The organism is Dellaglioa sp. L3N, from assembly GCF_054941095.1.
Genome location: NZ_CM142928.1, coordinates 1,142,070 through 1,165,325, shown reverse-complemented (window position 1 = coordinate 1,165,325; position 23,256 = coordinate 1,142,070). Strand labels below are relative to the sequence as shown.

22 protein-coding genes are annotated in these 23,256 nt (G+C 35.7%); 21 read left to right on the top strand and 1 reads right to left on the bottom strand.

Going from position 1 to position 23,256, the window contains the following annotated elements; translation table 11 throughout:
• The first annotated feature begins 5 nt into the window (after positions 1-5).
• The 21 genes from atpA (at position 6) to ACVPPR_RS05745 (ending at position 19,113) form a co-directional block, all read left to right on the top strand.
• Positions 6-1,529, top strand: a complete 1,524-nt coding sequence (atpA, locus tag ACVPPR_RS05845; protein WP_462297361.1) for a F0F1 ATP synthase subunit alpha — start codon at positions 6-8, stop codon at positions 1,527-1,529.
• 26 nt (positions 1,530-1,555) lie between these two features.
• Positions 1,556-2,497, top strand: coding sequence for a F0F1 ATP synthase subunit gamma (locus ACVPPR_RS05840; RefSeq protein ID WP_462303874.1), 942 nt, complete (start codon positions 1,556-1,558; stop codon positions 2,495-2,497).
• A gap of 22 nt (positions 2,498-2,519) precedes the next feature.
• Positions 2,520-3,920 (top strand): F0F1 ATP synthase subunit beta, encoded by a 1,401-nt coding sequence (gene atpD, locus ACVPPR_RS05835; RefSeq protein ID WP_462297363.1) that lies wholly within the window; start codon positions 2,520-2,522, stop codon positions 3,918-3,920.
• Positions 3,921-3,933: 13 nt separating this feature from the next.
• Positions 3,934-4,353, top strand: coding sequence for a F0F1 ATP synthase subunit epsilon (locus ACVPPR_RS05830; RefSeq protein ID WP_462297364.1), 420 nt, complete (start codon positions 3,934-3,936; stop codon positions 4,351-4,353).
• 137 nt (positions 4,354-4,490) lie between these two features.
• Positions 4,491-4,724, top strand: coding sequence for a DUF1146 family protein (locus ACVPPR_RS05825; protein ID WP_462297365.1), 234 nt, complete (start codon positions 4,491-4,493; stop codon positions 4,722-4,724).
• A 16-nt stretch (positions 4,725-4,740) separates the two neighbouring features.
• Entirely contained in the window at positions 4,741-6,045 is a 1,305-nt protein-coding gene (murA, locus tag ACVPPR_RS05820) for a UDP-N-acetylglucosamine 1-carboxyvinyltransferase (protein ID WP_462303873.1), read from the top strand.
• Positions 6,046-6,141: 96 nt separating this feature from the next.
• Positions 6,142-7,128 carry a rod shape-determining protein MreB gene (gene mreB, locus ACVPPR_RS05815; protein WP_462297367.1) on the top strand — a complete coding sequence of 329 codons (987 nt, stop codon included), beginning with the start codon at positions 6,142-6,144 and terminating at the stop codon, positions 7,126-7,128.
• A gap of 85 nt (positions 7,129-7,213) precedes the next feature.
• Positions 7,214-7,474: a membrane protein insertion efficiency factor YidD gene (yidD, locus tag ACVPPR_RS05810; protein WP_462297478.1), complete on the top strand. Its 261-nt coding sequence runs from the start codon at positions 7,214-7,216 to the stop codon at positions 7,472-7,474.
• Positions 7,467-7,688 carry a DUF2969 domain-containing protein gene (locus ACVPPR_RS05805; protein WP_462297368.1) on the top strand — a complete coding sequence of 74 codons (222 nt, stop codon included), beginning with the start codon at positions 7,467-7,469 and terminating at the stop codon, positions 7,686-7,688. The genes yidD and ACVPPR_RS05805 overlap by 8 nt, the downstream gene beginning before the upstream one ends.
• 75 nt (positions 7,689-7,763) lie before the next feature.
• The gene (locus ACVPPR_RS05800; RefSeq protein ID WP_462303872.1) at positions 7,764-8,969 is read left to right on the top strand and encodes an FtsW/RodA/SpoVE family cell cycle protein; all 1,206 of its coding nucleotides are present in this window, start codon (positions 7,764-7,766) and stop codon (positions 8,967-8,969) included.
• Between the two features lie 62 nt (positions 8,970-9,031).
• Positions 9,032-9,391: an arsenate reductase family protein gene (locus tag ACVPPR_RS05795; RefSeq protein ID WP_462303871.1), complete on the top strand. Its 360-nt coding sequence runs from the start codon at positions 9,032-9,034 to the stop codon at positions 9,389-9,391.
• A 370-nt stretch (positions 9,392-9,761) separates the two neighbouring features.
• Complete coding sequence (locus ACVPPR_RS05790) at positions 9,762-10,799, top strand: methionine ABC transporter ATP-binding protein (RefSeq protein WP_462303870.1); 1,038 nt, start codon at positions 9,762-9,764, stop codon at positions 10,797-10,799.
• Positions 10,789-11,493: a methionine ABC transporter permease gene (locus tag ACVPPR_RS05785; protein WP_462303869.1), complete on the top strand. Its 705-nt coding sequence runs from the start codon at positions 10,789-10,791 to the stop codon at positions 11,491-11,493. Before ACVPPR_RS05790 ends, ACVPPR_RS05785 begins: the two co-directional genes overlap by 11 nt.
• A gap of 9 nt (positions 11,494-11,502) precedes the next feature.
• The gene (locus ACVPPR_RS05780; RefSeq protein ID WP_462303868.1) at positions 11,503-12,315 is read left to right on the top strand and encodes a MetQ/NlpA family ABC transporter substrate-binding protein; all 813 of its coding nucleotides are present in this window, start codon (positions 11,503-11,505) and stop codon (positions 12,313-12,315) included.
• Positions 12,316-12,465: 150 nt separating this feature from the next.
• A complete protein-coding gene (sufC, locus tag ACVPPR_RS05775; RefSeq protein ID WP_462297374.1) occupies positions 12,466-13,248 on the top strand; it encodes a Fe-S cluster assembly ATPase SufC in 783 nt (260 codons plus the stop codon).
• Positions 13,249-13,261: 13 nt separating this feature from the next.
• A complete protein-coding gene (gene sufD / locus ACVPPR_RS05770) occupies positions 13,262-14,554 on the top strand; it encodes a Fe-S cluster assembly protein SufD (RefSeq protein ID WP_462303867.1) in 1,293 nt (430 codons plus the stop codon).
• Positions 14,523-15,761 carry an aminotransferase class V-fold PLP-dependent enzyme gene (locus ACVPPR_RS05765; RefSeq protein ID WP_462303866.1) on the top strand — a complete coding sequence of 413 codons (1,239 nt, stop codon included), beginning with the start codon at positions 14,523-14,525 and terminating at the stop codon, positions 15,759-15,761. Before sufD ends, ACVPPR_RS05765 begins: the two co-directional genes overlap by 32 nt.
• Positions 15,748-16,179 carry a Fe-S cluster assembly sulfur transfer protein SufU gene (sufU, locus tag ACVPPR_RS05760; protein ID WP_462297377.1) on the top strand — a complete coding sequence of 144 codons (432 nt, stop codon included), beginning with the start codon at positions 15,748-15,750 and terminating at the stop codon, positions 16,177-16,179. Before ACVPPR_RS05765 ends, sufU begins: the two co-directional genes overlap by 14 nt.
• Positions 16,180-16,194: 15 nt before the next feature.
• The gene (sufB, locus tag ACVPPR_RS05755) at positions 16,195-17,589 is read left to right on the top strand and encodes a Fe-S cluster assembly protein SufB (protein ID WP_462303865.1); all 1,395 of its coding nucleotides are present in this window, start codon (positions 16,195-16,197) and stop codon (positions 17,587-17,589) included.
• Positions 17,590-17,863: 274 nt separating this feature from the next.
• A complete protein-coding gene (locus ACVPPR_RS05750) occupies positions 17,864-18,301 on the top strand; it encodes a transposase family protein (protein ID WP_462303864.1) in 438 nt (145 codons plus the stop codon).
• Positions 18,298-19,113 carry an ISL3 family transposase gene (locus ACVPPR_RS05745; protein WP_462303863.1) on the top strand — a complete coding sequence of 272 codons (816 nt, stop codon included), beginning with the start codon at positions 18,298-18,300 and terminating at the stop codon, positions 19,111-19,113. The genes ACVPPR_RS05750 and ACVPPR_RS05745 overlap by 4 nt, the downstream gene beginning before the upstream one ends.
• 161 nt (positions 19,114-19,274) lie before the next feature.
• Here ACVPPR_RS05745 and ACVPPR_RS05740 read toward each other — a convergent pair whose 3' ends face one another.
• Positions 19,275-22,568 (bottom strand): nSTAND3 domain-containing NTPase, encoded by a 3,294-nt coding sequence (locus ACVPPR_RS05740; RefSeq protein ID WP_462303862.1) that lies wholly within the window; start codon positions 22,566-22,568, stop codon positions 19,275-19,277.
• Positions 22,569-23,256: the final 688 nt, after the last annotated feature.

The following is a 23,256-nucleotide window of genomic DNA, read 5'->3' as shown; positions in this document are numbered from 1 at the left end:
CTTGTATGAGCATTAAAGCTGAGGAAATCAGTGCTTTAATTAAAGAACAATTGGAACAATATAAAGACGAACTTATCGTTGATGAAGTAGGTACCGTTACTTATGTTGGTGATGGTATTGCTCGTGCACACGGTTTGGATAACGCTTTATCAGGAGAATTGTTAGAATTTTCTGACGGTACTTATGGTATGGCTCAAAATCTAGAAACAAACGATGTTGGTATCGTTATTTTAGGTGGTTATGAAGGTATCCGTGAAGGCGATGTTGTCAAACGTACGGGTAGAATCATGGAAGTTCCTGTTGGTGCAGAACTTATTGGACGTGTCGTTAATCCTTTAGGTCAACCCATCGATGGTAAAGGTGATCTTAAGACAACCAAAACTCGTCCAGTTGAAAAAAAGGCTCCAGGAGTTATGGATCGTAAGTCAGTTGATCAACCTTTACAAACTGGACTTAAAGCTATTGATGCTTTAGTTCCAATTGGCCGTGGACAACGTGAATTGATCATTGGTGATCGTAAGACTGGTAAAACATCAGTTGCTATTGATACGATCTTAAACCAAAAAGACCAAGACATGATCTGTATCTATGTTGCTATTGGACAAAAAGAATCAACAGTTAGCGCACAAGTGGAAACATTACGTCGTTTAGGCGCTATGGATTACACAATTGTCGTTAGTGCTGGTCCTGCTTCTCCCGCACCATTATTATGGTTAGCTCCATATACTGGTTCAGCAATGGGTGAAGAATTCATGTATAACGGTAAACATGTCTTGATTGTATTTGATGATTTATCAAAACAAGCAACTGCCTACCGTGAACTGTCATTAATTTTGAGACGTCCGCCTGGTCGTGAAGCTTATCCTGGTGATGTTTTCTACTTACATTCACGTTTACTTGAACGTGCAGCTAAGTTAAGTGATAAATTGGGTGGTGGTTCAATGACTGCTCTTCCATTTATCGAAACACAAGCTGGTGATGTTTCTGCATATATTCCTACTAATGTTATTTCGATTACTGATGGTCAAATTTTCTTGGATAGTGATTTATTCTATTCAGGGACTCGTCCAGCTATTGATGCTGGTACATCAGTTTCTCGTGTTGGTGGGTCAGCTCAAATTAAGGCTATGAAGAAAGTTGCCGGAAGCCTTCGTTTGTCTCTTGCATCATTCCGTGAATTAGAATCATTTTCTCAATTTGGTTCTGATTTAGATGCTGCAACACAAGCTAAATTAAATCGTGGTCACCGTACGGTTGAAGTTCTTAAACAACCTTTACACAAACCATTAGTTGTTGAAAAACAAGTTTTAATTTTATATGCGTTAACACATGGATTCTTAGATGCAGTTCCTGTTGATGATATTCTTCGTTTTGAAGGTGAAATTTCTGATTTCTTTGATAATAATCATAGTGATCTTTTAAATCACATCAAAGAAACAGGCGATTTACCTGATGAAGATAAATTTGACGCTGCAATCAAAGATTTTTCAGAAGGGTTCCAAGCAACTCCTGGAAAAAGCGTAAACTAAAAGTAAATGAAAGATGGTGAGAATTAATGGGTGCTTCATTAATGGAAGTAAAGCGTCGAATCGCTTCAACTAAGAAAACAGGACAAATAACTGGTGCAATGCAAGTTGTTTCGACTGCTAAGTTAAGCCAAATTCAACGTCATACTCAAAGTTATCAAATATATGCTTCTAAAATTAGAAGTGTCATTACCCATCTTGCCCAATCTCACCTTTTAGATGCTAAAGCTGGAAAAGCAAAACAATCAGCTGAGGATGATGATTCAGTATTTTCAGGCTTCGATATGCTACAAAAGAGACCTGTTAAGAAAAGTGGTTATTTAATTATTACGTCTGATCGTGGTTTAGTCGGTAGTTACAATAGTAACGTGATTAAGCAAACATTAGATTTAATGAAAAAAAATGGTCACACTGTGGACAATGCTGTTGTTATTGCTGTTGGTGGTACTGGCGCAGACTTCTTTAAAAATAGAGGATATGATGTTGCCTACGAATATCGTGGTGTAAGTGATATTCCAACATTTGTTGAAGTTCGTGAAATTGTTAAATCAATGGTGACAATGTATAGCAGTGAAGTCTACGATGAACTATTTGTTTGTTATAATCATTTCGTTAACAGTTTACAATCAGACTTTCATTCTGAGCAAATGCTTCCAATTTCGGAAGTGAACATGGATTCAGAAGATGTTGAAGCGTCTAATGTAATGGGGAACGAAGATTATGACATGGAACCTTCAGGAGATGCAATTCTTGAAGTTGTTCTACCTCAGTTTGCGGAAAGCTTAGTATATGGTGCGATTTTAGATGCTAAAACAGCTGAACATGCTTCAAGTTCTACAGCAATGAAATCTGCGACAGATAATGCCAAAGATATTATTTCATCGTTAGAACTGACGTATAATCGTGCACGTCAAAGTGCTATTACAACAGAAATTACAGAAATTACTGGTGCAACAGCTGCTTTAGAGTAAAATGACAGGAGGAATACAGAAGATGAGTCTCGGTAAAGTTGTTCAAGTTATCGGGCCCGTCGTCGATGTACAATTCTCTTTAAACGAAACCTTACCAGATATCAATAATGCGTTAAAAGTTACCCGTGAAGATGGTTCTGTTCTAATTATTGAAGTTACGCTTGAATTAGGTGACGGAGTTATGAGAACAATCGCCATGGATTCTACGGATGGCTTGCAACGTGGAACGGTTGTTGAAGACACAGGTGCTTCAATTTCTGTCCCTGTTGGTGAAGATACTCTTGGTCGAGTGTTTAACGTTTTAGGAGATACCATCGATGGTGGTCCTGAATTTAGTAAAGATGCAGAACGTAGCAGTATCCATAAAGATGCTCCTACGTATGATCAATTAAGTGCAAGTACTGAAGTTCTTGAAACAGGAATTAAAGTTATTGACTTGTTAGCCCCTTATATCAAAGGTGGTAAGATTGGATTGTTCGGTGGTGCCGGTGTTGGTAAAACTGTTTTAATCCAAGAATTGATTCATAATATTGCTCAAGAACATAATGGTATTTCAGTGTTTACCGGTGTTGGTGAACGTACTCGTGAAGGTAATGACCTTTACTTCGAAATGAAAGAATCCGGCGTGTTAGAGAAGACAGCCATGGTGTTTGGTCAGATGAACGAGCCGCCTGGTGCCCGTATGCGTGTTGCATTGACTGGTCTTACAATTGCGGAATACTTCCGTGATGAAAAAGGACAAGATGTGCTATTGTTTATTGATAATATCTTCCGCTTTACACAAGCCGGATCTGAAGTTTCAGCCTTATTAGGTCGTATTCCTTCAGCCGTAGGTTACCAACCAACATTAGCTACTGAAATGGGTCAATTGCAAGAACGTATTACGTCAACTAAAAAAGGTTCAGTTACATCAATTCAAGCAGTATATGTTCCTGCCGATGATTATACTGATCCCGCTCCTGCAACAACGTTTGCCCATTTGGATGCAACAACTAACTTGGAACGTAGTTTAACGCAACAAGGTATTTACCCAGCTGTTGATCCATTGGCTTCAACTTCAAGTGCTTTGACACCTGAAATTGTTGGAGAAGAACATTATCGTGTTGCTACGGAAGTTCAACATATGTTACAACGTTACCGTGAATTACAAGATATTATTTCTATTTTAGGTATGGATGAATTATCTGATGAAGAAAAAGTGATTGTAGCACGTGCACGTCGTATTCAATTCTTCCTTTCACAAAACTTTAATGTTGCCGAACAATTTACAGGGAAACCTGGATCATATGTACCAATTGCTGAAACAGTTCAAGGATTTAAAGATATTCTTGATGGTAAATATGATGCTCTTCCTGAAGATGCTTTTAATGGTGTCGGCCCAATCGAAGATGTTATTGAAGCAGCAAATAAGATGGCAAAATAGGGGGTAATAACAGATGGCTGAAGATTCAGTTTTGACCGTTAGTATCGTCACTCCTGATGGTAGTGTTTATGACAATAAAGCTAAAATGGTTATTGTCAAAACGCCCAGTGGAGAAATGGGTATTTTACCCAATCATATTCCAGTTATTGCTTCCCTTGAAATTGACGCAGTCAGAATCAAAGTAAGTGATAGCCAAGAAGATAAAGTTGCCGTAAGTGGTGGATTCATCGAATTTTCAAAAAATGTCGCAACGGTTGTTGCAAATGCAGCAGAATGCCAAGAAGATATTGATGAAAAACGAGCACAAGCTGCTAAAGCGCGTGCTGAACAGATGATTTCTACAGCGAAAGAAACAAAAAATAAAAATGAACTTAAAAGATCTGAAATTGCGCTTAGACGTGCAATTAACCGGATTAAAGTTTCTAAACATTAATCGATTAAAGGACGCTGAAAAAATTCAGCGTCCTTTTTTTGTATACATATTAAATATTTCATTTTTGTTACAAATATTAGCGACAAGTCGTGCAAAATATGCTATGCTTATGACGAATAAATTTTAGGAGTGTTTTGATGAATACTGTGGGGATACAATCACTAGTCACTTTAATGAGTCATTTAATGTTTATCGTAATTGCTTTTTGGGCAATTCAAGGGTTACGGATAGACAGATTTTTCCCACAAAGTAACCAGCAAAGAATTAGAGTATTAATTGTTTTGTTGGCTATTTTGTTAGGATACACAAGTAGTACTTTTTTCTTAAATTTTATTGATAATGTACGTAATTTAGTTTTTTTAGTTAAATAATGACGGAGGAATAACAGTGGAAAAAATTATTGTCAAGGGTGGAAACACACTCAACGGAACAGTTCGCATAGAAGGCGCTAAAAATGCAGTATTACCCATTTTGGCAGCTGGCATTTTAGCAAGTACTGGCGAAAATACATTATCAAATGTGCCAGTTTTATCTGATGTTTTCACAATGAATAATGTGCTACGCTTTTTAAATTTAGATGTTGATTTTAATGAAGAAACTAATGAAGTCAAAATGAGTGCTGCTAAAGAATTATCACCAGAGGCACCATTCGAATACGTCTCAAAAATGCGTGCATCGATTGTGGTAATGGGTCCTCTTTTGGCACGTCTTAAACATGCAAAAATTGCAATGCCTGGTGGCTGTGCAATTGGTTCACGTCCAATTGATTTACATTTAAAGGGTTTTGAAGCAATGGGCGCACATATTGAACAATATGATGGCTACGTAGAAGCTACTGTAGATGAATTAAAGGGTGCTAACATTTATCTTGATTTTCCAAGTGTAGGTGCAACACAAAATATTATGATGGCAGCAACATTAGCGACTGGAACAACTGTGATTGAAAACGTTGCAAGAGAACCAGAAATTGTTGATTTAGCTAACATTTTAAATAAAATGGGTGCTAAAGTTCAAGGTGCTGGAACGGAAACAATCCGTATTCATGGGGTGAAAGAACTTCATGGTGCAGAACATGCGGTTGTCCAAGATCGCATTGAAGCAGGGACTTTTATGGTCGCAGCAGCAGTGACTCAAGGCAATGTTTTAATTGAAGATGCAATTGCAGAACACAATAAACCATTAATCTCTAAATTAGAGGAAATGGGTGTAACAGTTATACAAGAAGAAAATGGCATTCGAGTGATTGGAACAGATAAAATCAAACCAACAACCGTTAAAACGATGCCTCATCCAGGGTACCCAACGGATATGCAGCCTCAAATGACTGTCCTTCAATTAATGGCATCTGGGACAAGTGTTTTAACGGAAACAGTTTTTGAAAATCGTTTTATGCATCTTGAAGAATTACGTCGAATGAATGCTAATTTCAAAATTGAAGGAAATTCAGTTGTGATGTATGGACCAACAGATTTTAATGGTGCAGAAGTTGCTGCAACTGATTTAAGAGCAGCTGCAGCACTTGTACTAGCTGGATTAGTGGCTCGTGGATACACACAAGTGACACATCTTGAATATCTTGATCGTGGTTACTATCATTTTAACCAAAAATTAGAAGCTTTGGGTGCTGAAATTAAGCGTATTGATGATGATACACAAAACTTAATTATTAAGACATCAAGTGAAGCACAATAGAAGAAAATGTCCATTTTGGACATTTTTTTATTGTGCATGTATATGGTATAATGGCTACATTAGTATAAGTTTTTAAGCGCCGAGAGGAGAAACATAATGGCTAAAGATATTGGTATTGATTTAGGAACTGCAAACGTGTTAATTAATGTTCAAAATAAAGGAATTGTCTTAAATGAACCATCTGTTGTCGCAATCGACACAAAATCAGGTCGGGTATTGGCAGTTGGATCAGAAGCATACAAAATGGTTGGTAGAACACCTGGTAGTATTAGAGCAATTAGACCTATGAAAAATGGTGTTATCGCTGATTTTGATATTACGGAACAAATGTTAACTTACTTTATTAAAAAATTAAATGTGAGTGGTTTTTTATCAAAACCAAATATTTTAATCTGTTGCCCAACAAATATTACATCAATCGAACAAAAAGCAATTATTCAAGCTGCTGAAAAAGCTGGTGGTGGCAAGGTCTTCCTTGCTGAAGAACCTAAAGTCGCAGCTATTGGCGCGGGATTAGATATCTATCAACCTCGTGGTAGTTTAGTGATTGATATTGGTGGTGGAACAAGTGATGTTGCGGTTATTTCATTAGGTGATATTGTCGCAAGTCGTTCATTACGTGTTGCTGGTGACCAATTGAACAATGATGTTATTAACTTTGTTAAACAAAAACATAGCCTTCAAATTGGTGAACATACAGCTGAAAAAGCTAAAATCGAAATTGGGACGGTTTTCCCAGATAATCGTGCCTTAGAAATGGAAATTCGTGGACGTGACGTTGTTACTGGTTTACCAAAAACAATCGTGATTACTTCTGCTGAAATAGAAGAAGCGACTCATGATACAATGCAATCAATCGTTGCAGCAACAAAAGAAGTACTTGAACAAACACCACCAGAATTAGCATCAGATATTATTGATACTGGTATTATTTTAACAGGTGGTGGTGCGTTATTAAATGGGGTTGATTTATTAATGTCAACGAATTTAAATATTCCTGTCATGGTTTCTGAATCACCATTAGATGACGTTGCAAAAGGAACAGGATTCTTGTTAGAACATATTGAAAAACAAGGTAGATAACAACTGCAATACTGGTTATTATGGGAGGTCTATTAACGGGGCAATCTGTTGATGGACCTTTTAATATAGGAGGTGTCATTAATTGATGCAAAACTTAATGTTAGCACCAATCAAGTTTTATCAAAAATTTATTTCACCGATGTTTCCACCTAGTTGCCGGTATTATCCGACGTGCTCAAACTATATGATTAAAGCTATTCAAAAACATGGCGCAAAAGGCATTATTATGGGTATTGGTAGAATTTTACGATGCCATCCTTTTGTTAAGGGCGGATTTGATCCAGTGCCTGATTACTTTACCGTACGTAGAAATAAGAACCCAAAAGGAGAAAGTCAACATGTCTAAGAAAGAAAAAGAAATTGAAGTTGCAGAGAATGATATTAAAATTAACGGCGAAGACGCTGTTTCATTAACAGTCGGTGGCATTGAGATTGGGACAGTTATGGCAAAAGACACAAAATTTGTTGCAACGTTGAGTAATGGTGAAATATTTAAAGCAAAAACGCGTGATGAAGGAATTGATACATTATTACGTGATTTCCATTTGCATCGTGGCTAAGTAGTTAAGTAACTATTAATGGTAGTTGATTCAGAAATTTAATGAAATAAGTAACACAGTGTGGAGGGAAATTCTATGAGTAGTAGAAAAGATGAGGTCGATAGTGAAGCAAGAATCGATTATGGGATTATTTTCGCTGTCCTAGTTTTAGCAATCATCGGACTTGCTTCAACTTATGTAGCGGCGTCCCATGATACTAGTACGACTTCAATTGTTAGTCAGATGGTTTCCCAGTTAATGTGGTACGCCGTTGGTATTATTGCAATTGTTGTCATTATGCAATTTGACTCAGAACAGTTGTGGCGCATTGCTCCCATTGGGTACGGCGTCGGAATATTTTTATTGACGATTGTCTTAGTTGTTTATAGTAAACCTTTATTTATCAGTACAGGAGCTAAAAGTTGGATACCGATTGCTGGTTCATTGACATTTCAACCATCAGAAGTAATGAAACCAGCTTTTATTCTAATGTTGGCTCGCGTCGTTACGGTACATAATAATACGTATCCAACGCACAGGCTAAGTACGGATATGATTTTATTGGCCAAAATGATTGCATGGACGGTACCAGTTGCTGTTCTATTGAAACTTCAAAATGATTTCGGAACAATGCTAGTTTTCTTTGCCATTTTAGGTGGGGTTATCTTGGTGTCCGGCATTACTTGGAAAATTATTGGTCCGGCATTTGGTGCAGTGACGATTATCGGTGGAACTGCGTTATACATGGTTATTTCAACAACGGGTCGAGCAATTCTAGAAAAAGTTGGATTTGCTGCTTACCAGTTTGATCGGATTGATAACTGGTTAAATCCATCAAAGGATACATCTGGGTCTGGCTATCAAGTATGGCAAAGTATGAAAGCCATTGGATCAGGTCAATTGACTGGTAAAGGGTTCAATGTTTCAAATGTTTATGTGCCCGTTCGTGAATCTGATATGATTTTCTCTGTGATTGGAGAAAACTTTGGATTTATTGGTGGTTGTGTTTTAATTTTCATCTATTTTTTATTGATTTATCGAATGGTTCGAGCAACTTTTGATACAAAAAATGAATTTTATGCGTACCTATCTACAGGGGTTATTATGATGATTTTATTCCATGTTTTTGAAAATATTGGAATGAGTATCGGATTATTGCCTCTAACGGGTATTCCATTACCCTTTGTTAGTCAAGGTGGATCTGCCCTGATTGGGAACATGATTGGGATTGGATTGATTATGTCAATGCGATACCATCATAAGAGTTATATGTTCAGTAGCGAAGAGGAAGACTTTGATTAAATAATGGTGCAGTGATTCTATTTCAGAATCGCTGTTTTTTTAAAATTAGGAGGTTTCTGACAATGATAGACTTTTATTGGTATCCCAAATGCTCAACTTGTAGAAAAGCAAAACAATGGTTAGATGAAAATAAGGTTGATTACCATTTGATAGACCTCATTCAAGAGACACCAAAGGCAGATTTAATTGAAAAGTGGTTGACTGAATCTAATCAACCGATGACTTACTTTTTCAATACGCATGGTGATAAATATCGTAAATTAAATTTAAAAGATGAGTTGCCAACGATGTCTATTAGTCGGGCAAGTCACCTTTTGGCATCAGATGGGATGTTAATGAAACGACCTATTTTAACGGATGGAACGACAATTACGACGGGGTTTAAAGAAGCAATTTTTAAAGAAGTTTGGTTAAATAAATAAAAGTATTGACATTAAATTTTAATCTGGTTATAATCAAATACAATAAGAAATACAGATAAGACGTTTAGAAAAGATGAGTAGGTTTTAGTAATGAGTTAAGAGAGTCTCGGTAGCTGAAAAGGGATCGAAATTACGGAATTGAAGATGGTCTTGGAACGTTTGGTGGATGAGCATTGTTAATCCACCTTGGGTACGCCCAATACAGCGAAAGGGTATCGATTAAGTGATTAATCTGTACTTGATGAGATTGTTATCGTGAGATGGCAATAAAACAAGGTGGTAACACGTGAAGTTTATGGCTTCTCGTCCTTCCGTTTATTAAACGGGGGATGAGGAGTTATTTTTTTACAAAAAATGAGGAGGGATTTAGATGATTGAATTTAAAAATGTATCAAAAGAGTTCATCACAAATAACGGTAAAGTGAGTGCTGTTTCTAATTTAAACTTGTCGGTCGAAGATGGGAGTATTTTAGGAATTGTTGGTTATTCAGGCGCTGGTAAGAGTACTTTAATTAGAATGTTGAATGGATTGGAAACACCCACTTCAGGTGAAGTTGATGTTAATGGAGCTAAGATGGCCTCATTAACAGGTAAGGCGTTAAGAAAACAACGTCAAAAAATTGGTATGATTTTTCAACATTTCAACTTACTCTGGTCACGAACGGTTGTAGAAAATATTATGTTTCCATTGGAAATTGCTGGGTTAAGTAAAACTGAACGTTTGGCTAAAGCTGAGGAATTGACAGCATTAGTTGGCTTAAAAGGAAAAGAAAATGCATATCCTTCTGAATTATCGGGTGGACAGAAGCAACGTGTGGGGATTGCCAGAGCATTAGCCAATGATCCTGAAATTCTTATCTGTGATGAAGCAACTAGTGCCTTAGATCCACAAACGACGGATGAAATTTTAGATTTATTACTTCAAATTAATCATAAATTGAATTTAACAATTGTCTTAATTACACATGAAATGCACGTCGTTCGTAAAATATGTGATCATGTTGCCGTGATGGAAGATGGTAAATTAGTTGAAAGTGGACTTGTCTTAGACGTCTTTAAACGACCAAAACAAAGTGTGACAAAACGATTCGTTAACCAAGAAGTGACACCAGCTTTGCATGATACTGAAATTGCGGTGAATGAATTAATCGAAGCTTATCCACAAGGTTTGATTGTGCAATTAACCTTTCATAGTACGCAAACGCAAATGCCGATTATTTCTGAAATGTTAAGACAGATACCAGAAGTTGATTTTAATATTGTTGAAGGGTCAATTCATCAAACACAAGGTGGGCCAATTGGAACGTTATATATTCAATTAACTGGGCCAAAAACCAGCTTGGACCAAGCAATTCCATTCTTACAAAAAATGAAAGTAGAAACGGAGGTACTTCATTATGGGGACTAATACGTGGGCATCATATTTTAATTTTAGCGCTGTTAATTGGGCTGATTTTTGGTCAAATACTTGGGAGACAATTAGTATGACCTTAATTTCCACAGTGGCAGTTGTTATTTTGGGTATTCTTTTAGGACTTGTGTTATTTGAAACGAAGCAGAAAACGACTGGTAAAATTACATTCTGGGCTAAAGTCATTAATTGGGTTGTTTCAGCTTTAGTGAACATTTTCCGTTCTATTCCATTTATTATTTTAATTGTGCTATTATTGCCATTTACAAAAGCGTTAGTTGGATCAATTATTGGACCAGTAGCAGCGTTACCTGCTTTAATTATCTCGGCCGCACCATTTTATGCACGAATGGTTGAACTTGCTTTTCGTGAAATTGATTATGGTGTAATTGAAGCCGCAGAAGCAATGGGCGCTAACAAAGGCCAAATTATTTGGAAAGTCTTATTGCGAGAAAGCCTACCTGCGCTTATTTCAGGAGCTACCGTTACCGGCATTACAATTATTGGATATACCGCAATGGCTGGAACAATCGGTGCTGGTGGATTAGGAAATTGGGCCTTCATTGAAGGTTATGGTGCCAATAATAATACGGTGACACTAGTTGCTACTGTTACAATCATTATCATTGTTGCTATTTTTCAACTGCTTGGTGATCGTTCAGCTAAATTAATTGATAAACGGAATAATTAGGAGGGCAGCATGAAAATAAATAAAAAAATCATTTTTTTGCTTTTCTTCTTACCCCTTTTATTAGCTGGGTGTGGCAAGAAATCAAGTGACATGACTACTTTGACAATTGGAGCTAGTAATCTACCGCATGCGGAGATATTAGCTCACGTAAAACCAATATTGGCAAAAGAAGGCATTGATTTAAAAGTAAAAGTTTTCCAAGATTACGTCATGCCTAATAAAGCGACTGAATCTGGTGATTTAGATGCCAATTATTTCCAACATAAACCCTTTTTAGATAATTGGAATAAACAAAATAATGGTGATTTGATAAGTGTTGGAAATGTTCATCTGGAACCAATTGGGGTCTATTCTAAACGAGTGACTCATTTAGCCGATTTGAAAAAAGGAAGCACTGTTTTAGTGTCTAATAGCATTTCAGATTATGGTCGTGTGTTAACTATTTTTAAAGATGCAGGTCTAATTACCTTGAAAAAAGGGGTAGATGTTGCGACGGCAAACTTTAACGATATTAAAACAAATAAATTACATTTGGTTTTTAAACATACGTATGAACCTAAATTAATGTCTGATTTGTATGAAAATAACGAAGGTGCGGCGATTGTGATTAATGCCAATTATGCGGTTGAAGCGGGATTGAATCCGACGAAACAAGCCATTGCGTTAGAGCGTAATACATCGTCATATGCGAATTTAGTCGCTGTGACACCAAAGAATAAAAATAATCCGGCCGTAAAAAAATTAGTCAAAGCATTACAATCAAAAAACACCCAAAAATGGATTTTGAAGACCTACAAGGGTGCAGTAATTCCAGCAAAATAGAAAGAATTGAAATTAGTCAGTGAAAGTGGGCTAATTCCAATTCTTTTTATTTTATTAATTAAATAAAGATTGTGAGTTACGGGACTTTATTGAAATGGACAATTTATTGGGATAGAATGAACTATATTAATGAATCGGAGGAATACTAAAATGTCGACACTTGAAGTTAAAAATTTACATGTAGAAATTGAAGATAAAGAAATTTTAAAAGGCGTTAACTTAAAGATGGCGACTGGTGAGGTGCATGCCATTATGGGACCAAATGGAACGGGTAAATCAACTTTATCTGAAGCTATTATGGGAAATCCAGCGTATAAAGTGACAGAAGGCGAAGTGTTACTGAATGGCGTGAATATTTTAGATTGGCCTGTTGATGAACGCGCTCGAGCAGGGCTATTTTTGGCAATGCAATATCCTTCAGAAATTCCTGGTGTGACTAATGCTGAGTTCATGCGTGCAGCCATTAATGCACGCCGTCCAGAAGATGACCAAATACCAATTCGAGAATTCTTAAAAAAATTAGATAAAATGATGACCACTTTAGATATGACAGAGGAAATGTCTGATCGTTATTTGAATGAAGGTTTTTCGGGTGGCGAAAAGAAACGTAATGAAATATTACAATTAATGATGATTGAACCTAAATTTGCTATCCTAGATGAAATTGATTCTGGTTTGGATATTGATGCGCTAAAAGTAGTTTCTCGAGGCGTCAATGAAATGTTGAAAAAAGCTGAATTTGGCACCTTAATGATTACGCATTATCAACGTTTATTGAATTATATTGTGCCTGATGTTGTACACGTTATGATGGATGGACGTGTTGTCAAAACGGGTGGCGCTGAACTTGCAGAAAAACTGGAAGAAGAAGGCTATGCTGGTTTACGTGACGAATTGGGGTTAGAAGTGACTTTAACAGACGAGAATGTTTAATGGAGGCCGTGAAATGAGTGATTTGAAGGTCTTAAAACAAAGTATTAGTGATTTTTCTAATCTAAAACAAGAACCCGATTGGTTCCAACACTTGAGAAGTGCTGCTTTTACAAAAATGACATCGTTAGAGCTCCCTTCATTTGAGAAAATTAGATATCAAAGATGGCCCATTGTACCGGAACAAGTGGTTTCAGAGTCAGGTGTAATTGAGGGTGATGTCAAAAAAATGGCTGAAAATACGTTCAGTCAAGTTGGGTCACGGACTTTAAGTTTGAATTTATCAGATGAGTTGAAAGCCAAGCACGTTATCATTTGTGATTGGTCAACAGCGCTATTAGAACATGCTGAGTTAGTCCAAAAGTATTTTATGACTAAAGCAGTTAAATGGGATGATGACCGGTTAACCGCAACTCATTTGGCACAATTAACGAGTGGGCTATTTATTTATGTTCCTAAAAATGTGGTCCTAGATCAGCCTATCACCACTTATTTAACGCAGGATGCACGTGATGGCCAAGATTATGTCCATCACGTCTTAATTGTTGCAGCTGAAAATAGTCAGTTTTCATATTTAGAAAATCGTTCTACCTTAGGAAATAAGGCAGCAACTGCGAATATTATTGTTGAAGTGATTGCTGAAGCGAATAGCCAAGTTAAATTTGCTGGCGTTGATCAATTAGGTGAACAGACCACTGCCTATATTAATCGTCGTGGCTATTTACTCGATAACGCAAAAATTGACTGGTCAATCGGGTTACTTAATGATGGCAATATTATTGGTGATTTCGATTCTGATTTAATTGGTGCGGGGTCGCATGCTGACGTTAAAGTGGTTGCGATTTCGACGGGTAACCAGATTCAAGGAATCGATACGCGTGTGACGAATTATGGCAAACATTCAATTGGGCAAATTCTGCAACATGGGGTTATTTTATCGCGTTCAACGTTAACGTTTAATGGAATCGGCCATATTATTAAAGGTGCAAAGGGTGCAAATGCGCAACAAGAAAGTCGCGTGCTCATGTTATCCACAAAAGCTCGGGGTGACGCCAATCCTATTTTATTAATTGATGAAAATGACGTTCAAGCGGGGCATGCTGCGAGTGTCGGACGTGTCAATCAGGAACAACTCTATTATCTGATGAGTCGTGGGCTACACAAAGAAGAGGCAGAACGACTTGTTATTCGGGGATTCTTAGGCCCTGTGTTAACGGCAATTCCAGCAGTTGATGTTCGAGCAAGACTCATTGAAACAATAGAAGGGAAACTCATTAATGGCCAAAAATTTGAAAAAGTATCGCAATGATTTTCCTATTTTAAAACAACTTGTAAATGACGAACCGCTGATTTACTTTGATAATGCAGCGACTGTTCAGAAACCACAGATGGTTATTGATGCTATCTCAAAGTATTATGAAAATGATAATGCAAATGTCCATCGTGGTGTGAATACGTTAGCTGAGCGTGCGACTGAACAATTTGAAGCTACACGACAATTAGTGGCTGATTTTATTCAGGCAACAAGTGCATCTGAAATTTTATTTACAAAAGGGACAACTGAAAGCTTGAACTGGGTGGCACGAGGTTTTGCACAAAATCGATTAGAGGCTGGGGATGAAATTCTGATTTCCATTATGGAACATCATAGTAATCTCGTCCCTTGGCAACAAGTGGCTCAAGCAACTGGTGCTAAACTAGTTTATGTTGGCATAACCGATGACGGTCAGATAGACGTTGACGATGCAAAATTAAAAATGACAGCCAAAACGAAAATTGTATCGTTAACGCAGATTTCAAATGTGTTAGGGAGTATTACGCCAATTAAAGAATTAACCGCGATGGCACATGCAGTTGGTGCAATCGTCATTTGTGATGGCGCACAGTCAGTTCCTAATATGCCAATTAATGTACAAGATTTGGATGTTGATTTTTTTGCTTTTTCAGGTCATAAAATGGGCGCCGCAACTGGAATTGGTGTTTTGTATGGAAAAAGAACGTATTTAAATGACATGCAACCCCTTGAATTTGGTGGTGAGATGATTGAACTTGTTGAAGAACAACAGTCAACTTTTAAAGAAATTCCATGGAAATTTGAAGCAGGGACACCTAATATTGAAGGGGTTATCTCTTTGGGTGCAACCATTCATTATTTAAACGAAGTGGGAATGGCGAATATTCATGCACATGAACAGATGCTAGTTAAGGACTTAATGCCTAAATTAAAAGCGATTCCAGGTGTGACGGTTTATGGACCAGCTGATAGTGACAAACGTTCAGGCGTTATTTCCTTTAATTTGGCAGGATTGCATCCACATGATGTTGCGACGGCGCTAGATATGCAAGGAATTGCGGTCCGCGCAGGACATCATTGTGCGCAACCACTTATGAAACGAATGGGTGTTTCATCAACCGTTCGGATCAGTTTTTACCTTTATAATACATTGGCAGAAAATCAGAAATTTATTGAAGCGTTAATCGCCACAAAGGAGTTCTTTAAAAATGGGACTATCTAAATTAGATCATTTATACCGACAAGTTATTTTGGAACATGCAACGCATCCGCATCATCATGGGGCGTTAGTTAATGGGCAGAAAGCGATTGAACTTAGAAATCCAACTTGCGGGGATGTCTTGAAAGTTGAACTCGTGATGGCAGATGATAAAGTTCAAGAAGTGGCTTTTTCGGGGACTGGTTGCACAATTAGTCAGGCGTCCGCAAGTATCATGACAGATGAAATAATTGGTAAATCAAAAGAAGAAATAGAAGAAATGGTAACGACATTTTCAAAAATGGTCACAGGTGAAGCAATTGACGATGCTCTTTTAGGTGAAGCAGCTATTTTAGAAGGTGTTGCACAATTTCCTGCACGGATTAAATGTGCGACATTAGCTTGGAAAGCAGCTTATCAAGCTGTTAATTTAGAAAATTAGAAAGGAGGAATCAGTATGAAAGAATTAGATGTTGGTGGCGAATACGAATACGGATTTAAAGATGATTTTGAACCGATTTATTCAACTGGACGTGGCTTAACGGAAGCAATTGTTCGAGAAATTTCGGCAGTCAAGAATGAACCAGCGTGGATGTTGGATTACCGGCTTCGCGCATTTGCCTTGTATCAAAAGATGCCAATGCCAAGTTTTGGTCCTGATTTATCAAAATTAGATTTGGCTAACATGCGTTATTTTCAACGTGCCAGCGATAATGTCGCTAGAGATTGGGATGATGTCCCAGATAAGATTAAAGAGACATTTGATCGACTTGGTGTACCAGAAGCTGAACGTCAATATTTGGCTGGTTCTTCGGCGCAATATGAGTCAGAAGTAGTTTATCATCATATGCGTGAAGATTTTGAAAAATTGGGTATTATTTTTATGGATACTGATTCTGCCGTTCAAGAATATCCCGAATTAGTGAAACAGTATTTTGGCAAATTAGTGCCTGCTTCTAATAATAAATTTTCGGCTTTAAACTCAGCAATTTGGTCTGGTGGTACTTTTATTTATGTACCTAAAGGTGTGAAGACGGAAGTGCCTATTCAAAGTTATTTTAGAATTAATGCTGAGAATACAGGGCAGTTTGAACGGACCTTGATTATTGTTGATGAAGGCGCAAGTGTGAACTATGTTGAGGGATGTACAGCACCTAATTATTCTGCAGATAGTTTGCATGCTGCTGTGGTTGAAGTCAATGTCATGAAAGATGCATACTGTCGATATACAACGATTCAAAACTGGTCGGATAATGTGTACAGTTTAGAGACGAAACGTGCGAGAGCTTTGGAAAATGCGACAATGGAGTGGGTCGATGGAAACCTTGGCTCAAAAGTCACAATGAAATATCCAAGTATTTATTTGGATGGTCAAGGGGCTCATGGCACAATGTTATCAATTGCGTTTGCTGGCGGGAATATCATTCAAGATACTGGTGCAAAAATGATTCACAATGCGAAAAATACAACTTCTTCGATTGTCTCTAAATCATTATGTAAAGATGGTGGTCGGGTTGATTATCGTGGTTATTTAAAATTTGGCCGACATAGCGATGGCTCATTTGCGCATGTTGAATGTGACACGATTATCATGGATGATCAATCTGCGAGTGATACGATTCCTTTTAATGAAATTTTGAATGGGAATGTTTCAATGGAACATGAAGCAAAAGTGTCTAAAATTTCTGAAGAACAATTATATTATTTGATGAGTCGTGGCATTTCTGAAGCTAAGGCAACAGAAATGATTGTGATGGGATTTGTTGAACCTTTTACGAAGGAATTACCAATGGAATACGCTGTTGAGTTGAACCGTTTGATTGAATATCAGATGGAAGGTAGTGTCGGGTAATCCAATTTTTAGCACCAGAACCGTTTATTTATCAATGTTTCTGGTGCTTTTTTTGGCTCTTTGTCAACTGTTGTTAGATAATATTATGGGCTCTATGTCAAATAGTGTTGATGAAGCAAAAAATGATAAAACTAAAGCTGAAGAATCTTGGTTCTATACTTTTGAGTGTTGATGAGAAATCATCAGCACTATTTTTTCGCAAAAAAAAGAACATAAAGTTCTCACATGATAAAATTAAAAGCGACTAAACTACAATCTTAGGAGTGTGAACTTCATGTCCACTAATAATGATATACGAAATTTACTTGATATCCAAGACAAAAATATTTTATTTTGTGAGAATGCCGTCACGACAGTGACTTACCATCAAAGAAAAATCAAAAAGGTTGATGCTACTTTCACTTATATGCCGAAATGCTGCGAAAGATGTGGCGTTATCAATACTAATTTCACAGTTGTCAAAAATGGAATGAAAACATCTATGATTCTCTTACCACGAATAAGCCATTTTGACACCTATCTTAAATTAAAAAAACAACGTTTCTTCTGTAAGGCTTGTCAGGAAACATTTACCGCAAGGACAACTATCATTGAAACTGGATGTCATCTTCCAACCGCTATTAAACGTTTAGCGCTTCTTTACTTATCAGATATTTCTTCCATCAAGACCATTTCAAAGCGTGTTGGTATTTCTATTTTTAAATACACTTGAAAATCAGTATCAGACAAGACTGGATGCACTTGCCTGAAGTACTCTGTTTTGATGAAGTCCGTCTCACTAGTAACGTTTTAGGTGGTTTAAGTTTCATATATTTAGATGGAAAAAATGGGAAAATCCTTGATATCTTACCAGATCGTAGGCAAACGACCTTAAAATCACATTTTTTCCATTATCCTAAAGAAGTCAGAGATAAAGTGAAGTATATTGTGATTGATATGAACGCCTCTTACGAGACGGTTATTAAAACGGTCTTCCCAAATGCCGCCATCATCTTAGATCGATTTCATATTGTCCAGCTTTTCCAAAAATCCTTATTTAGTACACGTGTGAACGTCTCTAAACAGTTATCTCGTAAAAAAGATGCGCTAGTATTAAAGCGTTATTGGAAAAAATTTAACAAGTATTCCGATAAACTCGATTATAAAAATTACCAACATTTTTGTTTATTTAAAGGACTTTTTACTGAACAAGACTTAATGGAACGATTGTTAGCCTATTCACCTGAACTTTCGGATGCCTATCATATTTATCAAGCTATTATTCGTATCATTAAATACAAAAAGACAGAAGAATTTCTTCCCTTTCTTGAAGAACTAGAAGAAAAAGGAACGCCGAATGATCTTTTTAAAACTTCAGTTCAATCAATAATCAAACACAAGGAACATATACTAAATGCCATTTCTCAGCCATATTCCAACGCAACATCAGAAGGCATAAACAATAAAATCAAAGTTATTAAACGCATATCCTTCGGTTACAGAACCTTCAATTCATTCAGAAACAGAATCTTCATAACGGCATAAAAAAAACCAAAGAATCGTAAGATTCTTCAGCTTTAGTTTTATCATTTTTTTGCTTCATCAACACTATTTGACATAGAGCCTTTAGAGAAATAAAAAAAGTAATCGAAACAGTTAAGGGTGCGATTACTAAATAAAAGGATACTAAATTTTTATTGTTTATTCTATATTTCAACAGATATCGTAGTGTATTTTTTAGGGAGTTCTTTTTCGGCAATAATTATGAGATCTAATATTCTTTGAAGTTCTTCTATTAAATCTTGGCGTTCCGTATTATGAAGAACTAAGTTGATCATTTTTTTAAAGCCACTTACATTTTCAAACGAACGATTATTATCATATCTCATTGTGCCTGTGTGCTTTTCAGAAAAATACATTCTATTGGTTTTGAGAAAATTAGATAAATCAAGGTCTTTTGAAAGTTGATTAAGGAAATTGGGATAAAATTTTTCAATTTCTGAAAATAATAGGAATGATTCGTCCCAATTTATCGGTTCAATTAATAAGAATATTTCAGATAGCTTTTCTTTGTTCTGGTTTAATATACGCATTCCGAGTTCTTTTTGCTTTTTTCCACAAAATTTAATAGTTGCAGCACCGTCATCCCAAAACGAACAATCATTTTCAAAAAGTCTTACTTCTTTATCGTTTTTAAGAAATTCTTCAGTCAAATTCACATTGAGACAAACGTATGGAGGTCTTAAAAATGCTATTTCATCTTTGTGCTTAAATAGCATTGCAGCAATCTCCTTTGGTCTAGCATATGCTAGCAAACTAACTATATAAAAATCGTCAGGTTGTGTATTCCAAAGTCCTTTAAGTTGATTTTCAATATAATCAAGATTAATTTCTAAAATAATTTTTTTAACAAGTTTTTTATCGATTCTACCTAGAGCAGACAGTAGCTCATGTAAGTTTCGCCAATCTCTAGGTTTACTCTCATTAAAAGACGTAACAATATCTTTGTAATCGATTTTTTGAGTTAGTTCTAATAAATTTTTCCGAGTTCGTCTGTTTAATCTCCTCTCTACAAAGAATTCTCTTCCGAAGAATATGTGAAATAAATCAAAAGAATCAATACTTGATAGAGTTTTTGATACAGAATATTTAAAAGATTTAAGCAATTTATCGAGTAACAGAGAAAATAGGTCATCAACTAATATAGGATTAATCCTAGCAATGGAAGAACAGAGAGATTCCACTATCCAAAATTGCTCCACATTAGAAGAATCAATTATATCCATTAATTTTTGTTTTGGTAATGAATGACTAAAATTTTTCAGCCATTTTTTATTCATTCCAATTCCAAGTCTGTTTATAAAGTAACCCAATCCACGAATACTTTCGATATCTAGTGAATTCACTAACTTAAAAAAATGAGCCATATTTAATTCTAATCCGAATTTTTCTTTTTCATAACTACTGAAATTGTACATATTATTTAATAAATTTCCAGCTGCATAAAATGAATCTGAGTCTATATTCTCAATTAAAGGTTTCAAGTTATTTCTTTCAACATTTAATAAATAGCTATAACCGTAATCTTTGTTATATCCATCAATTTTATCTAAAAGGAACAATGAATTTTTCTTACTGTCTAGAGAGGGTTCGTTAAAACAACGCTGAATCAAGTCTACACATAATTTGTCAGAGTATAGGAGATTGCTTATTTCGCAATGACCTCTAGAAGTGAAATTAGACAACCAAACTAATCCGAGTAAGTTAGGCTTCAATTTCAAAATATCATTTTGGACAAACTCAACTAGTTGTTTCACCTCCGCTCCATTAACCGTCTTGCAATATAAAAGGACGATTTCAGATGCCAATTGTAAATGAAGAACTCTTATGCCTTCTTCGTTTTGGATAATACATTCTTCTAATTTTAAGAAATCAAGAGCATCATCTAAAGAAGTTGTTATATCTGGAAATGAAGAAATAGAATTTCTTAACCAGCTATATTCTATGGCTTTATCCAATTGAAGAATTTGCTTAATCGCTATTAAGACAAGAATAAGGTCACTTCGATTGTGTTCTTGAATTAACGAAAAATTTTCTTGTAGTCTTTTCCATCCTTCAGATAGATTGTAGTTGAAAAGCCAAGGGGTTTCTTCTTTTGACGCAAATTCAATTAATCTCTCAAGAGGAGTATCCATATACAAATTGCCAATTGTAATAGAGTAGTAATTGTTTAAAATTGGAATTAGAGTTTCTGAATTTTTTAGGTAGTGTTCTTTAATTGCATCGATAGAGTCTTTTTTTACAATAGTAACAGTTTCCCTAGAGAAACTATCTTGAATTTTTGTGCGAGTAATGATCACTTTACGATGACTATTTACCGAATTGATACATTTTTCGATAAATGATAATGAAAATTGTTGGGCATCATCTATTATGAATAGAGATTGATAGCGATTGGGTTTAAATATTTGAAGAGGAATTTCTTCCTCCTTAAGAGAATTATCTAGTTTGAAAATCTCCCAATTTTTATATTTATAATCATAACCGATTTGATAAGCTGTAATTGATTTACCACATCCTGGTTCTGCTTCGATTAGTACATAATTGGTCTGTTTCAATTTTGAATGAGCAGAGCCAATTTGGGGTAGTCTGGCGCTTGATCCAACATCTGAGGGAAGAAGTCGATAACCAAGTAAGGCTCTCTCCATCCCGTTCTGATTTGAATAATCTATTTGTTGCCAGATATCTTTAGTATTATCAACCAAGTTTTCTACCAGGATGCGAGTGGAATCCATTGCATCCAAGTCTATCTGATTACCAGGAGAAATTCTGAAAAATAAATTTTGATTTTCTTTTGGATCAATTAATTCTTCAACAATTGTTTCATCATTTTCAGAATATCCCAAAATTAAAAAAGTGTAGATATTATCATGCAATAGTTCACTAATAATCTTCTTGTGTTCAACACTCAAATAGCCTGGTTCGTTCGGAAATGTCCATTTTCCATCTAAATTTCTTACGTCACCATGAGGTTTTATTAATTGTAGCTTTTCTCCATTAATTTCAGTTCCATAAAGATTTGTCCAAGAAACTTCAAGAAGATCATCCCAGTTTAAAGAAATAACTAATTTGATAAAGCCTTCATGAATCAATTTGCAGATATTGTTGTGGACATCTGAAGAAGTCTGATTGTGCTTATCTGTAGTAGCTTTAAAATATTTTTTAAAGCTATCAATTGCAGATGGATATTTAATAACATATCGGAATGCTTCTATAAGTTTATCAGTTTTATTACCAATAATATCTCGAGCCCTGATACCTTTGTTTTCTCCAAATTCTTCTTTAATTACTGGATTTTCATCTATAACTCTCCACATTATCATAGGAAATTGTGCATATAGAGGCATTCCAGCTTTTAGCGATGCTCCGGCACCCATAATCAGAACACCATTATGAACTCTTAATGATCCGATTAAATCGTTCATTTCTGGGGTTAGCATGTTACCACTCCTTTAAAAACTAGTAATAATTAAATTATATCAGCCTGTAGAGTTATATACAATGAACGTTACTATTAGAAAGAGATAGATGGAAAACAGAAAGTGGCCACTGTTTATAACGCATCATTGAGCTTCCTGAAAATATTCGAAATATCAGATAATACTTATTGAATATGCTGATTTGTTTGAATCGTATTGAACAGAATATATAAGTATTCATAACGCATGAATTCTTAACTAATTGGTTATTACATAAACATATATGTTAACATGAACTATATAAAAAATAATTGATGAAAGGATAAATGTATGAAGTCAATAATCAACATTAATAACATTCAAGACTATATTTTTAATATAGAAGTTTTAGATAGTAATTATTATAGAGGAGCACATCTAAAGAAATATATTCTCCTGATGAAATAGAAAATTTATTAAATAATGTTGATCGCATATTAAAAAAATTATTTGAAATAATATAGAGTGTTTGTGTGAGTCTGAATTCAGAACTATTTTTCTATAAATAAAGAAGTACAACTAGTAGATATAAATAATATAGAAGATAAGAATTAGTCCTAAAATATAGTTAATACAAGAAACAAACTTTCTCGTTCAAAATCAAATTATCAAAATGAAGGCGAAGTTTCAGCAACAGATGAGCAAATCTATCCATAGTGTGTTTTCCTTT

Coding starts and splice junctions, on each gene's coding strand:
- ACVPPR_RS05750 (WP_462303864.1), top strand. CDS start 17,864: ATGTCCACTAATAATGATATACGAAATTTACTTGATATCCAAGACAAA.
- ACVPPR_RS05800 (WP_462303872.1), top strand. CDS start 7,764: ATGAGTAGTAGAAAAGATGAGGTCGATAGTGAAGCAAGAATCGATTAT.
- ACVPPR_RS05790 (WP_462303870.1), top strand. CDS start 9,762: ATGATTGAATTTAAAAATGTATCAAAAGAGTTCATCACAAATAACGGT.
- ACVPPR_RS05825 (WP_462297365.1), top strand. CDS start 4,491: ATGAATACTGTGGGGATACAATCACTAGTCACTTTAATGAGTCATTTA.
- ACVPPR_RS05765 (WP_462303866.1), top strand. CDS start 14,523: ATGGCCAAAAATTTGAAAAAGTATCGCAATGATTTTCCTATTTTAAAA.
- ACVPPR_RS05740 (WP_462303862.1), bottom strand. CDS start 22,568: ATGCTAACCCCAGAAATGAACGATTTAATCGGATCATTAAGAGTTCAT.
- atpA (WP_462297361.1), top strand. CDS start 6: ATGAGCATTAAAGCTGAGGAAATCAGTGCTTTAATTAAAGAACAATTG.
- atpD (WP_462297363.1), top strand. CDS start 2,520: ATGAGTCTCGGTAAAGTTGTTCAAGTTATCGGGCCCGTCGTCGATGTA.
- ACVPPR_RS05840 (WP_462303874.1), top strand. CDS start 1,556: ATGGGTGCTTCATTAATGGAAGTAAAGCGTCGAATCGCTTCAACTAAG.
- ACVPPR_RS05785 (WP_462303869.1), top strand. CDS start 10,789: ATGGGGACTAATACGTGGGCATCATATTTTAATTTTAGCGCTGTTAAT.
- sufB (WP_462303865.1), top strand. CDS start 16,195: ATGAAAGAATTAGATGTTGGTGGCGAATACGAATACGGATTTAAAGAT.
- ACVPPR_RS05795 (WP_462303871.1), top strand. CDS start 9,032: ATGATAGACTTTTATTGGTATCCCAAATGCTCAACTTGTAGAAAAGCA.
- mreB (WP_462297367.1), top strand. CDS start 6,142: ATGGCTAAAGATATTGGTATTGATTTAGGAACTGCAAACGTGTTAATT.
- yidD (WP_462297478.1), top strand. CDS start 7,214: ATGCAAAACTTAATGTTAGCACCAATCAAGTTTTATCAAAAATTTATT.
- ACVPPR_RS05805 (WP_462297368.1), top strand. CDS start 7,467: ATGTCTAAGAAAGAAAAAGAAATTGAAGTTGCAGAGAATGATATTAAA.
- sufU (WP_462297377.1), top strand. CDS start 15,748: ATGGGACTATCTAAATTAGATCATTTATACCGACAAGTTATTTTGGAA.
- sufC (WP_462297374.1), top strand. CDS start 12,466: ATGTCGACACTTGAAGTTAAAAATTTACATGTAGAAATTGAAGATAAA.
- ACVPPR_RS05830 (WP_462297364.1), top strand. CDS start 3,934: ATGGCTGAAGATTCAGTTTTGACCGTTAGTATCGTCACTCCTGATGGT.
- sufD (WP_462303867.1), top strand. CDS start 13,262: ATGAGTGATTTGAAGGTCTTAAAACAAAGTATTAGTGATTTTTCTAAT.
- ACVPPR_RS05780 (WP_462303868.1), top strand. CDS start 11,503: ATGAAAATAAATAAAAAAATCATTTTTTTGCTTTTCTTCTTACCCCTT.